Raw genomic sequence first — 12,544 nt, 5'->3', positions numbered from 1 at the left:
GCTCCGACCAGGGACAACCCTGCCGCAGTGCGGTTTAATCCGCACATGTCGCGGCGGACCGGTTCAGGAACGGGGGCCGGCGGTACCGGCCCGCCCGGCCGGTCCTCGCGTGATCTGTCGCTCCGGCGGGTGGTCACGGTCTGACAGGCGGCCGGGCCGGTTCGCGCGCACGTCCGCGCGAACCGGCCCTCTGTTGCGGGACGGGCCCGTTACGGGCTCAGCTGTGGAAGGTGATGTACCCGTTGCCGTCGCGGTCGTTCGCCGACTTCGAGTAGGCGTGCACGTCGGAGCGGCTGCCCGAGGGCTTGTAGAGGTAGATCGTGTCCTTGTCGTTGTTCCACATGAAGTTGCAGTTGTCGCGGTAGACGACGTTGTTGGCGTCGGAGTCCGTGCCGTTACCGCCGCGCAGCTTGATGTAGTCCCCGGGCTGCAGGTAGTGGTTCGCCGTGAACGTGAACTTGTTGCCGGCGGTGTCCTTGACCGCGTACCCCCTGAGGTTGACGGTCGTGCTGGACGAGTAGTTCTTGAGCGTCAGGTATTCCTCGCGGGTGTTGCCCGAGGAACAGCTGTTGGAGTCGCGTCCGGGCGCGTCGTACTGGACTCCCCGGATCTTCAGGGCCGAGCTGTACTCGGCGGCCTGCGCCGGAACTGCGGCGAGCGTGGCCAGGAGGCCGGTGGCTATGGCAGTGGCGACGACAAGGTGCTTGCGCACGTGAGGTACCCCCCTCATTGGTGCTGATGAGGGCAGAAGACTACCGAGCGAACGAACTCCGCATATGTGGAAAGCCTTTGCCGAGGGCAATGGCAAGACTGTTCGACCCGATCGGCCGGGCGGAGGTCAGTCAGCCTCCGCCGCCACGGGTGTGTCCCGCAGGCCGAGGCGGAGGTGCTCGACATGGAAGAGGGCCTGGTCGAGGAGCTCGGCGACATGGTGGTCGTACAGGGCGTAGACGATCGACCTGCCCTGGCGTTCGCCCGTCACCAGGCCGAGGTTGCGCAGCAGCCGTAGCTGGTGGGAGCAGGCGGAGGGTTCCATGTCCACCGCCTGCGCGAGATCGCCGACCGCGCAGGGACCCTCCTGGAGCCGGGCGAGGATGCGCAGCCGGGACGGGGTGGCCAGGGCCTGGAGGGTCGCGGCGACGTCGGCGGTCCCCACGGCGTCCAGGCGTTCACGTGTGGTGGCGGTTGGCTTGTCGTCGGCTCCGTGACCCATGGAGCCCATCCTACTGATAACACATGAAGACCTGTTCATGTGTTCCTGTATGGTGGGCTCGTCGTCGGCCGCCTGCCCGTGAAGGGTTGATTTGTCATGTCTCCTGCTCTGCTGCAACGTCCGGAACGGGCGGCGCAGGCCGGTCCCGCGACACCGCCGCGCCGCCGCACACGCGTCCTCGCTCTGGCGGAGGCGCGCTGGGCCGGCGCCGCGCTCGTGCTCTTCCTGGCGGCGCTCCCTCTGCAGCTGACGGGCGCTCCCGCCTGGGCGTGGGGGCCGCTGTACGGACTGGCCTACGTCACCGGCGGCTGGGAACCGGCCCTGGAGGGCCTTCGTGCACTGCGGGACAGGACCCTGGACGTCGACCTGCTGATGATCGTCGCCGCGATCGGGGCGGCGTCGATCGGCCAGGTGATGGACGGCGCCCTCCTGATCGTCATCTTCGCGACGTCCGGCGCCCTGGAGGCGCTGGCCACCGCCCGCACGCAGGACGCCGTGCGCGGTCTGCTGGACCTCGCCCCGGCCACCGCCACGCGGCTGACCCCGGGCGGCGGTGAGGAGACGGTCGCCACCGAGGACCTCCGGATCGGTGACACGATCCTGATCCGGCCCGGTGAGCGTGTCGGTGCGGACGGCCGGGTGGTGGAGGGCGCCGGTGAGGTCGACCAGGCCACCATCACCGGCGAGCCCCTGCCGGTCACCAAGGAGTCGGGGGACGAGGTCTTCGCCGGCACCCTCAACGGCACCGGCGCCCTGCGTGTCACCGTCGAACGGGACGCCTCCGACTCCGTGATCGCCCGGATCGTGGCCATGGTGGCCGAAGCGTCCGGGACGAAGGCGCCCACCCAGCTGTTCATCGAGAAGGTCGAGCAGCGCTACTCGCTCGGCATGGTGGCAGCCACCCTCGCCGTCTTCCTCGTCCCGATGGCCTTCGGCGGCGATCTGACGAGTGCGCTGCTGCGGGCGATGACCTTCATGATCGTCGCCTCGCCCTGTGCGGTGGTACTGGCGACCATGCCGCCCCTGCTGTCCGCGATCGCCAACGCGGGGCGCCACGGAGTGCTGGTGAAGTCGGCCGTCGTCATGGAGCGCCTGGGCCAGGTCGACGCGGTCGCCCTGGACAAGACCGGCACCCTGACCGAGGGCACCCCGCGCGTCACCGCGATCCGTCCACTGCGTGACAGCGGCCTCGACGAGGACGGACTGCTCGCCCTCGCCGCGGCGGCCGAGCACCCCAGCGAACATCCCCTGGCACGCGCCGTCGTCGCGGCAGCCCAGGAACGCCGCCTGCGCGTACCGGCCGCCGGGGACTTCACCTCGGCGCCGGGCACCGGCGTGACGGCCACGGTCCAGGGCCGCACCGTCACGGTCGGCTCCCCGGCCCGCCTCCTCCCCGCCGCCCCGGAAACCGCGCCGGACCGGTCCGCCGCCGCGCTGGCGACCGAGCTGGAGAACGACGGACGCACCGCCGTGCTCGTCCGGCGTGACGGCGTCGCGGTCGGTGTCCTGGCCGTCGCCGACCGGCTCCGCCCGGACGCGGCGAGCACCGTGAAGGACCTGACCGCCCTCACCGGCCGTACGCCGATGCTGCTGACCGGCGACAACCCGCGCGCCGCGGCCCGTCTCGGCGCCGACGTCGGCATCACCGACATCCGAGCGGGACTGCTGCCGCAGGACAAGGTCGCCGCCGTACGGGGGGAGGAGGCGGCGGGCCGCAAGGTGCTCGTCATCGGCGACGGCGTCAACGACGCCCCCGCCCTGGCCGCCGCCCACACCGGCATCGCCATGGGCCGCGCCGGCTCCGACCTGGCCCTGGAGACGGCCGACGCCGTCATCGTCCGCGACGAACTGGCCACCGTCCCGGCGGTCATGGCCCTCTCCCGCGCCGCCCGTCGCCTGGTCGTCCAGAACCTGGTCATCGCCGGAGTGTTCATCTCCGGCCTGGTCGTCTGGGACCTGGCCGGTCATCTGCCGCTGCCCCTGGGGGTACTCGGCCACGAGGGCTCGACGGTCATCGTCGGCCTCAACGGCCTGCGCCTGCTCCGCGACGCGGCGTGGACCCGCGCCGCGGCACCGGCGGACGACGGCGCGGCCCGGACCCATACCGCGACTCCTGCGGACGACAGCCACTGACCGGGCGGGTCCCCACCGGGAGGCGACACGCAGTCCGGCCCCCGGCCCGTTCGCGGAGGTGGGGGCCGGAGGCGCGGTCCCGGACACCGGCCTCCTATTCGGTGCGCAGGGAGGCGGCGGTCCGGGACCTGGCGGCCCAGCCCGCCGGCAGGAGTGCGCCCAGGACGGCGATGAGCAGACCGCCGAGAGCCAGTGGCAGCAGTTCGGCCGCGTGGTACACGGCGATGACGGAATCGGGAAGGCGAAGTCCCACGCTGTCGCCCATCGCGGGGAGGACCCAGCCGTGCAGGGCCACGCCCAGCGGCACGCCCAGCGCGCCCGCGGCCAGTCCCGTCACGGCGACGGAGGTGAGGACCATCGCGATGGTCTGCCGGGGCGTCATGCCGAGCGCCTTGTGGACGCCGATCTCCCGGACACGCTCACGCGTGTCGAGCAGTACGCCGTTGAACACGCCGAGCGCGGCGACGGCGACGAGCAGCATTGTGAGCATCACGGACAGCGCGTTGAGCGTGACGACCATGTCGCCTCCGGCGTCGAGCCCGCCGGCCTGAGCGGTGGCCCCCAGCGCTGCCAGGTCCTTGTTCAGCGCGTCGACGTAGGCGGTGACGTCGGTGCCTGAAGTGACCGCGATGTGATGGCTCGTCTCCGTCAGGTCGGGATGCGCGGCCGCCAGGGTCGAGACGTCGGTGAATACCTGCATGCCGTCGTTGCGAGGGTCCAGGACCTCGCCGACGATCCGCACGGTGACCGGGCCTGCCAGGCCCTTGAGGATCACGCTGTCGCCGAGCCGGGCGCCGGTGGCGGCGAGGAAAGGGGTCGGTACGACGGCCTCGCCTGGTCCGTCGATCCAGCGGCCCGACACCATCGTGTACCCGCCCCAGGAGGCGTCGCCGGTGAAGGCCGTCACGTCGATGACGCCCGTCAGTCCGGACACGGTCGCCCGGACCGTCGCGGCTCTGTAGTACTTCCCGGTTCCCGAGACCGCCTCGACGGCCGCGGCGACCGCGACGGGATCTGCCGCGGGCTTCCCGGACTCCGGGCCCCGGGGTCCGAAGTCCGGCGGGGGAGGGGGCACGACGACATCGGCGACGTCGTGGGCCTTGGCCTTCATCACCTCGCCGAGGGTGGCGACCATCCCCACGGTGAACGTGATGGCGACGGCACCGAACAGGACCGCCGTTCCCATGGCCAGCGCGCGGGCGGGCTGCGCGAAGGGCCGGACCAGGCCCAGGGCGACCGGCTGCGGCAGGGGGAGCCGTCCGGCCAGGCGGGCCGCCCACCGGCCGCGCCCCGCCGATGCGGTACGCCCGACGGCGAGCGCATCGACCGTACGGAGCCGTCCGGCCCGCCAGGCACTCACCCACGCGGTCGCCGCCACCAGGCCGAGCACCCCGGCGATCACCACCAGGTCGACCCAGGGGGCGATGGTCAGCGAGGAGCTGCCGTAGACCTCCTCCGTCTCGGCCATCACGGGGACGGCCAGCAGGTGGCCGACGAGGACACCGACGGCCGTGCCCACCGCGGCCGGGATCAGTGCCTGGCCGACGTAGGCCCGTACGACCTGTGCCGGAGTGAGACCGAGCGCCTTGAGGATGCCGATGCGGCGCGTTCCCGTACCGACGGCCGACGCGACGATGTTGCCGACGACGAGTACCGACATGACCAGGCCGAGGGCTCCGAACGCGACGAGGAACGGGACGTAGAGGGCGGTGTCACGCTCGGCGTCCTTCCTGACGGTGAGCCAGGACTGTTCGCCGGCCGCCGCTCGCGGAGGCAGAGCTTCCGTCACGGCCTTGCGGCCCGCCGCGACGTGCGCGGCGGTATCGGCGGCGGTGAAGCGGTAGAGCATCTGGTGGCCGCCGCTGCCGGGCGCGGTGAGCGCCGGCATCTGGGAAGGCACCACCCAGGCGTCGGCGGTCCGCGTGACCGAACTCGCCAGACCGACCACCGTCAACGTCGGTTCACCGGGCAGCCCGGGGAAGGCGATGCTCATGCCCATGACCGGGAAGGGCGCGGATCCGGCGGACAGCACGATCTCGCCGGGGCGCGCGGGCCACCGCCCTTCGAGAAGTGCCACCTCGTCCACACCTCTGCCGGGATCGCCGCGCCCCACCACGGTCATCGGCCACCCGGGTGTGCCGTCCGCCCTCGGTGTGACCGTCGCCGTACGGAACGGCCCGGCGGCGCTGCTCACCCCCTCGGTGTCCTTGGACGCCGCGAGCTGAGCGGCAGTCACTCCGCCCGCGTCGAACAGGACGGACAGATGCGCGCCGTGCTGCCTGGCGAAGGCGTCGTCGAAGGGCGCGCCGGAGACCACGAGCAGCGATCCACCGAGGATCGAGGCGGCCACCGCGATCATCGTGGCGAGCCCGATCACCAGCGTCTGCACCCGGCGGCGTCCCACTCCCGAGCGCACCACCCTGCCGAGCGCACTCATCGGACGGCCTCCGGGGCGACGGTGTGCGACCGGACGTCCTCGGTGATCCGGCCGTCGGCGATCCGGACGGTACGTTGCGTGCAGGCTCGGGCCAGGGCCAGGTCGTGGGTGACCACCACGACGGTCTGACCCTCGGCGTTGAGCTCCTTGAGCAGTGTGCTGACGTCCTGACCGGCGGCCGTGTCCAGGGCACCGGTGGGTTCGTCGGCGAGGAGCAGCGGTGGCCGGTTCATCAGCGCCCGGGCCACCGCCACGCGCTGCCGCTCGCCGCCGGACAGTCTTCCCGGGTAGGCGCGGGCGTGCCGGCCGATGCCGAGGATCTCCAGGAGTTCCGCCGCCCGGCGGTCGGCTGCGCCCCGTGCCGTGCCCGCCAGCCGGGCGGGCAGGACGACGTTGTCGGCGACGGTCAGATCGTCGAGCAGGTTGAAGAACTGGAAGACCATGCCGATCCTGGTCCGCCGGTAGAGCGCCGATCCCGCCTCGCTCAGCTGATCCACCCGCACGCCGTCGACCGTGACGGTCCCCGTATCCGGCCGGTCCAGGCCCGCGATCAGGTTGAGCAGCGTGGACTTGCCACTGCCGGAAGGGCCGAGGACCGCCACGGCCTCGCCGGGCCGCACGGTCAGTGACGCCTCGTGCAAGGCGGGCGGGCCGTCGTCGTACCGGCGGCTCACCCCGCATAGTTCGATCACCGGCATGGTCATGGACAGGCTCCTCGGGTAGGCGTGCTTCGGCTCCGTGAACGCTAGGAGCGGGCCCGGCCCGCCCGCGTCGCCCGCCCGGACCCATTGCGGTACCGCGCTGGGATGAGCCCCGCAAACGTCATCCCTGCGACGTAGTCGGCTGATGTATCCGCCGCGCAGGGAATGACCACCGGGACGGATCCGGACCTGACGCGTGGCGGCGACAATGGGCCGGTGATGAAAGCGCGTACGACGCCGGAGAGGCTGCGGCGAGTGATCCGCGACGCCAGGCACCCGGTCGGCCCGCCTCCGCGGCCCACCCGAAGCGCCCGGCACTTCGACGTGCTCCTGGCGCTGGTGGTCGGCGTCGCCACCCTCCACTACGCCATCGACAACTCGACGCAGCAGGTCCCTCCGGGGGTGTTCCGGCACGTGCCGCCCACCGGCCCCGAAGGCCTGGCCCTCATGGCGACCCTCGCGCTCGTCGCCTCGGCCGCCCTCGTCCTGCGCCGCCGCTACCCGCTCGCCGTGCTGTGCGTCGTCACGGCGGCGACGCTGCTCACCCCGTACGACGTGTCGCGGCTGACCTTCTACGCGTTCGTCATCGCCGTCTACAGCGCCGCCGTCTTCAGCCCGTACCGTGTGGCGACCCTGGTGGCGCTGGCCGTGGCGGTCCTGCTGGTGGCCACCTCCGGGAACTCGGTGAAGCCGATCGTCCCCAACGAGTACGTGACGCTGCTGATCCTGGCTCCGATGGCGGTGGCCGCCGTCGGACTGCGCACCTGGAAACTCCGGACCGACGAGAGCCGCGCCCGTCTTTCCGCCCTGGAACGGGAACAGACGGAGGCCCTGCGCCGGGCGGTCGAGCACGAGCGGGCCCGGATCGCCCGCGAACTGCACGACGTCGTCACACACAACGTCAGCGTGATGGTCATCCAGGCGGGCGCCGCCCGCAAGATCATGAAGAACTCTCCCGAGCAGGCGGCCGACGCGCTGCTCGCCGTCGAGGCGGGCGGGCGGGCGGCCATGACCGAGCTGCGCCACGTCATGGGGCTGCTCACCATGGACGGCGAGGGAACGGACGGGGGTGGGGATACGGCCGATCCGGCCGCGGAGCTGGCCCCGCAGCCCGGACTGGGCCAGCTGGAAACGCTGGTCGAGCGGGTCCGGGGCACCGGCCTGCCGGTAGAGCTGACCGTGACCGGCCCGCTCGGTCCTCTCCCGCCCGGTGTCGAACTCGCCGCCTATCGTGTGGTCCAGGAAGCCCTGACCAACACGGTGAAGCACGCGTCCGGGGCCACCGCCGCCGTGACCGTGGAGTGCCGCCCGGACCGGCTGCGGGTGGAGGTCACCGACACCGGTGGACGCCCCGGCGCGGGTGCGACCGCCGGAAACGGCCGGGGCCTGATCGGCCTGCGCGAGCGCCTCGCCGTCTACGGCGGGAACCTGGACACCGGCCGGCGCCTGACCGACGGCTTCCGTGTGGAAGCACTCATTCCCCTGGAGACCCCGTGACCGAGCCGCTGCGTGTACTCCTCGCCGACGACCAGACACTGGTCCGTACCGGATTCCGTATGATCCTCGGTTCCGAGGGGATCGACGTCGTCGCCGAGGCGACGAACGGGGCCGAAGCCGTCGAAGCGGTGCGCAGAACCAGGCCCGACGTGGTCCTGATGGACATCCGGATGCCCGAGATGGACGGCCTGGAAGCCACCCGCCGCATCCTGGGCGGTCCCGGGGCTGTCGACTCCGTCGGGGCAGGGGCGACCCCGTCGCCCGGCGAACCCCGCGTCATCATGCTGACCACCTTCGACCTGGACCGGTACGTCTACGCGGCATTGGCAGCGGGGGCGAGCGGCTTCCTGCTCAAGGACGTCACCCCCGAGTACCTGGCCGCGGCTGTCCGCACGGTCCGTACCGGCGACGCCCTCCTGGCGCCCGCCATCACGCGCCGCCTCGTCCAGAGGTTCGCCCGGCCCGGCAGCGACACCGCTGTCCGGCACCGCGACCTGGCCTCGCTCACCCCGCGCGAACTGGAGGTCCTCGGCCTGCTGGCCCAAGGACTGAGCAACGCCGAACTGGCCGGCCGCCTCCACCTGGCCGAGGCGACGGTCAAGACCCACGTCGCCCGTATCCTCGCCAAGCTCGGTCTCCGGGACCGGGTCCAGGCCGTCATCGCCGCCTACGAGACAGGGCTGGTCAGCGTCGGCCTACGCGAGAGCGCCGAGCAGACCTGAGGGCGCGGCCGGTGGGGGCCGGCAGGTCAGACGGGCTGGAGCCGGGTGTGCAGGAGGCAGAACTCGTTGCCTTCCGGGTCGGTGAGGACGTGCCAGTTCCCGGTCTGGCCGATGTCGACGGGTGTGGCGCCGAGAGCGAGCAGGCGCTCCAGCTCGGCGTCCTGGTCGCGGTCGGTCGGGTTGACATCGATGTGGAGCCGGAGCTTCCCGGTTCGCGGGTCGCTGCTCGGACTGATGACGAGAGTCGGCTGCGGGCCGCCGAAGCCGGCGTCGGGCGGCCCGATCTCGATGCTTCCGTCGTCCTCCCGGCCGAGCTCCACGTAGCCGAGGACCTCGCTCCAGAACGCCGCGAGCCGCTCGGCGTCGGCGGCGTCGATGACCAGTTCACTGATGCGACATGCCATGTCCGCCAGTGTACGGAGACAGGACCGGACGAACGCGGAGGAAGAGGTCTAGCGCAGCTCGCCCTCCAGCATCGCCATCGTGAACTCGTCGTACCACCGGCCGTCGCGGCGGAAGCTCTGGCGCAGGGTGCCCTCCTCCACGAAGCCCACCTTGCGGTAGATGTGGTGGGCGGCCACGTTCTCGGTGACCACCGTCAGGGCGATGCGGTGCAGGCGCATCTTGTCGAAGCCGTAGCGGCAGGCGGTCCGCAGGGCGTCGGTGGCGTAGCCGTGGCCCCAGGACTCCTTCTCGCCGAGGTAGATGTCCAGCTCGGCGCTTCCCGACTCCGGTTCGGCGTCGCGCAGCCGGATCAGGCCGATGAGCTGTCCGCTCTCCAGCACCTCGATGCCGAGCAGCAGATCGCCGTACGCGTTGCGGGGCCGCTCCTCCAGCCACTTCCGCGTCAGTTCGGGCTGCTGCGGATAGCCGTCGCCCATCCAGCGCATGACCTCGGGGTCGTGGTTCCACCGCCACAGGGCCTCGGCGTCCGGCGGTCCCATGGCCCGCAGTCTCACCAGTTCTCCGAGCGCCATGTCCGGCAGCCTCCCCGTTCGTCCGTGTGATCGTCGTTCGCGACCCCGGCAGTCCTAACACGCGCGCCGACGCGCGCTCAACCCGATTACGGCACGCCGGTGCGGCAGCCCGTCAGTCCCCGATTCTCTGACTAAACGGCCAATCCGCCCGTTATCCGGGCGCGCGCAAAATTCTTGTCCGCTATGTGAGCATCCCTCTTGCACTGCGGACTGTATGCGAAATACGGTCTGCGATATTCCTTGATCACCCCCTGGCGGGAGGTAGGCCCTCGTGCGCCGAAAAGCGGTTGCCCTGGTGGCAGTTGCATTGGTGTCCCTCACCTCGGGCTGCGCGTCGCTGCAGTCCTCGGCGACCGAGGTCGGAGGTGTGCGGAAGTCCGATGAACGGCCCGTACGCGACGGCGGGACGCTCACCGTTGCTCTCAACTCCGACCCTGACAAGCTCGATCCCACGCTCGCCCAGACCCTCGTGGGCCGCACGGTCTTCGCGGGCATGTGCGAGAAGCTGTACGACATCGACGAGGACGGCACCGTCGTGCCGCAGCTCGCCGCCGCACTCCCCACCACCTCGGCCGACGGCCGCACGGTCACGGTGCGGATACGGAAGGGGCTGACCTTCAGCGACGGCACCGCACTCGACGCCGCCGCTGTCGTCACGTCGCTGCTGCGCCACCGGGATCTCCCCGGATCGGCGCGCGGCACCGAACTGGCGCCCGTCCGCACCGCCGAGGCCACCGGCCCGGACACCGTGCGGCTGGAGCTCGACCACCCCTACGTACCCCTCACCGGTGTACTGGCCGACCGGGCCGGGATGGTGATGTCGCCGACCGCGCTCAGGAAGTACGGCAAGAACTTCACCAACCACCCCTCCTGCGTGGGCCCCTTCACCTTCGTCGAGCGCGTGGGCGGCGACCGGATCGTCCTCAGGAAGGACCCCCACTACTACGACGCCGACAAGGTCCACCTCGACGGAGTCGTCTACAAGCCCATCCCCGACGGCAACGTCCGCCTGGCCAACCTGCGCTCCGGCGACCTCCAGGTCGGCGACCAGATGGGCCCCGTCGACGTACGCAGCGCCCTCACCGAACCGGGGCTCCAGCTGTTCAACTCGCCCTCGCTCGGGTACCAGGGCATCGGCATCAACGTCGGCAACGTGAAGGGCCTCGGGCAGCCGCCGGGGAGGATCGACACCCCCCTCGGCCGGGACGTCCGGGTCCGGGAGGCGTTCGAGCTCGCCATCGACCGAGATCTGATCAACAAGGTCGTCTTCCAGGGCATGTACGAACCGGCCTGCGGCCCGATCTCCCCGCAGTCCGCCATCGCCCCCGGTGTGCGACCGCAGGACTGCCCCGAGCGGGATGTCGCCAGGGCGAAGCAGCTGCTGAAGGAGGCAGGGGTGAAGACCCCGGTGAAGATCGAGCTCAAGACCTCCACCACCCCGGAGCAGGGGCGCGTCGGCCAGGTGCTCCAGGCCATGGTCAAGGAGGCGGGCTTCGAACTGTCGCTGCGGCCCACCGAGTACGCGACCATGCTCGCCGAGACCGACGCCGGGGAGTACGACATCTTCACCAGCGGCTGGTCCGGCCGCCTCGATCCCGACGGCAACGTCTCCAACTTCCTCAAGACGGCGGGCGCCATGAACGCGTACGGCCTCGGCGACCCCGCCATCGACAAGCTGATCGCCGAGGGCCGCACCGTCGCCGACCCGGCCCGGCGCACCGGCATCTACGACGAACTGACCCGCAGGGTCCAGGACGCACACGCGATGATCTACCTCTACCGGCAGAAGAACTACGTCGTCACCACCAAGGACGTCGCGGGTATCCGCGTCTACGGCGACGGACTGGTCCGGGTCACGGCTGCGGGGTACACCCGATGACGACGTACCTGCTGACGCGTCTGCGCCAGTCACTCATCACGCTCTTCCTCGTCAGCATCGTGGTCTTCGCCGGAATCCGGGCCCTGCCCGGCGACCCGGCGCTCGCCCTCGCCGGTGAGGAACGCAGCCCCGAGTCGCTCGCGGCGATCCGCGAGAGCTACGGCCTCGACGACAACATCGTCGTGCAGTACGGACGGTTCATCGGGCACGCCCTCACCGGCGACCTCGGCACCTCCTCCCGTACCGGACTCCCCGTCGCCGACGCCATCGCCCAGGCACTCCCCGTCACCCTCGAACTCGCCGCGCTCTCCCTGCTCCTCGCGGTCGTCGTCGGCATCGGCGCCGGTGTCGTGGCAGCCGTACGGCGCGGCAGGCCCGAGGAGTGGCTCGCCAACGCCATCGCGCTGATCGGCCTCTCCATCCCGACCTTCTGGCTCGGCATCGTCCTGGTACTCGGATTCGCCATCGCCGTACCGGTGTTCGCCGCATCCGGTTACGTCCCCTTCGGCACCGACCCCGTGGACAACCTGCGCCGCATGGTGCTCCCCGCGATCGTCCTCGGTTCCGGACTGGCCGCCGTCGTGATGCGCCAGACGCGGGCGGCGATGCTCGACTCGCTCTCCGCCGACTACGTCCGCACGGCCCGCGCCAAGGGCCTCTCGCGGGGGTCCGTCATCGGCGGACACGCACTCCGCAACTCGCTCGTCACGGTGGTGACCGTCCTCGGTCTCCAGCTCGGCCACCTGATCTCGGGCGCCGTCGTCACCGAACAGATCTTCGTCCTGCCCGGCTTCGGGAAGCTCACGATCGACGCGGTATTCACCCGTGACTACGCCACGCTCCAGGCCGTGGTGCTCTGCACCTCCGCCGCGTACATCCTCATCAACCTGCTGGTCGACGTGGTCTATTCGGTCATCGACCCGCGCATCCGGCTCGGAGGTGCCCGGTGACCACAGCGACCACATCCCTCCCCGGCAAGCCCGCC

Annotated in this window: 11 protein-coding genes; 5 read left to right on the top strand and 6 right to left on the bottom strand. The window is 71.2% G+C overall.

Annotated elements, in window-relative coordinates:
• Window positions 1-217: 217 nt before the first annotated feature.
• A complete protein-coding gene (locus tag AB0C82_RS07135) occupies window positions 218-712 on the bottom strand; it encodes a lamin tail domain-containing protein (protein ID WP_362837218.1) in 495 nt (164 codons plus the stop codon).
• Window positions 713-838: 126 nt separating this feature from the next.
• Complete coding sequence (locus AB0C82_RS07130; protein ID WP_362837216.1) at window positions 839-1,213, bottom strand: metalloregulator ArsR/SmtB family transcription factor; 375 nt, start codon at window positions 1,211-1,213, stop codon at window positions 839-841.
• Between the two features lie 96 nt (window positions 1,214-1,309).
• Here AB0C82_RS07130 and AB0C82_RS07125 point away from each other — a divergent pair, with 96 nt between their 5' ends.
• Window positions 1,310-3,346, top strand: a complete 2,037-nt coding sequence (locus AB0C82_RS07125; RefSeq protein ID WP_362837214.1) for a heavy metal translocating P-type ATPase — start codon at window positions 1,310-1,312, stop codon at window positions 3,344-3,346.
• A 94-nt stretch (window positions 3,347-3,440) separates the two neighbouring features.
• Here AB0C82_RS07125 and AB0C82_RS07120 read toward each other — a convergent pair whose 3' ends face one another.
• Both AB0C82_RS07120 and AB0C82_RS07115 read right to left on the bottom strand, forming a co-directional pair.
• On the bottom strand, window positions 3,441-5,783 hold the full coding sequence (locus AB0C82_RS07120; RefSeq protein WP_362837212.1) for an FtsX-like permease family protein: 2,343 nt from the start codon (window positions 5,781-5,783) through the stop codon (window positions 3,441-3,443).
• Complete coding sequence (locus tag AB0C82_RS07115; RefSeq protein WP_362837210.1) at window positions 5,780-6,487, bottom strand: ABC transporter ATP-binding protein; 708 nt, start codon at window positions 6,485-6,487, stop codon at window positions 5,780-5,782. Before AB0C82_RS07115 ends, AB0C82_RS07120 begins: the two co-directional genes overlap by 4 nt.
• Window positions 6,488-6,703: 216 nt before the next feature.
• Here AB0C82_RS07115 and AB0C82_RS07110 point away from each other — a divergent pair, with 216 nt between their 5' ends.
• Both AB0C82_RS07110 and AB0C82_RS07105 read left to right on the top strand, forming a co-directional pair.
• The gene (locus tag AB0C82_RS07110; protein WP_362838355.1) at window positions 6,704-7,981 is read left to right on the top strand and encodes a histidine kinase; all 1,278 of its coding nucleotides are present in this window, start codon (window positions 6,704-6,706) and stop codon (window positions 7,979-7,981) included.
• Complete coding sequence (locus AB0C82_RS07105; protein WP_362837208.1) at window positions 7,978-8,703, top strand: response regulator transcription factor; 726 nt, start codon at window positions 7,978-7,980, stop codon at window positions 8,701-8,703. The genes AB0C82_RS07110 and AB0C82_RS07105 overlap by 4 nt, the downstream gene beginning before the upstream one ends.
• Window positions 8,704-8,729: 26 nt before the next feature.
• Here AB0C82_RS07105 and AB0C82_RS07100 read toward each other — a convergent pair whose 3' ends face one another.
• Both AB0C82_RS07100 and AB0C82_RS07095 read right to left on the bottom strand, forming a co-directional pair.
• On the bottom strand, window positions 8,730-9,107 hold the full coding sequence (locus tag AB0C82_RS07100; RefSeq protein WP_362837206.1) for a VOC family protein: 378 nt from the start codon (window positions 9,105-9,107) through the stop codon (window positions 8,730-8,732).
• A 48-nt stretch (window positions 9,108-9,155) separates the two neighbouring features.
• Window positions 9,156-9,680: a GNAT family protein gene (locus tag AB0C82_RS07095; RefSeq protein WP_362837204.1), complete on the bottom strand. Its 525-nt coding sequence runs from the start codon at window positions 9,678-9,680 to the stop codon at window positions 9,156-9,158.
• Between the two features lie 295 nt (window positions 9,681-9,975).
• Between AB0C82_RS07095 and AB0C82_RS07090 the strand changes: the two genes are divergently transcribed.
• Window positions 9,976-11,559 (top strand): ABC transporter substrate-binding protein, encoded by a 1,584-nt coding sequence (locus tag AB0C82_RS07090; RefSeq protein WP_362837202.1) that lies wholly within the window; start codon window positions 9,976-9,978, stop codon window positions 11,557-11,559.
• A complete protein-coding gene (locus tag AB0C82_RS07085; protein WP_362837200.1) occupies window positions 11,556-12,509 on the top strand; it encodes an ABC transporter permease in 954 nt (317 codons plus the stop codon). The genes AB0C82_RS07090 and AB0C82_RS07085 overlap by 4 nt, the downstream gene beginning before the upstream one ends.
• Window positions 12,510-12,544 lie beyond the last annotated feature (35 nt).

The sequence above is a fragment of the Streptomyces sp. NPDC048560 genome, assembly GCF_040650955.1.
In the GTDB taxonomy this organism is placed as follows: Bacteria; Actinomycetota; Actinomycetes; order Streptomycetales; family Streptomycetaceae; genus Streptomyces.
The sequence above is the reverse complement of the archived record's forward strand: the minus strand, read 5'-3'. Positions and strand labels throughout refer to the sequence as shown.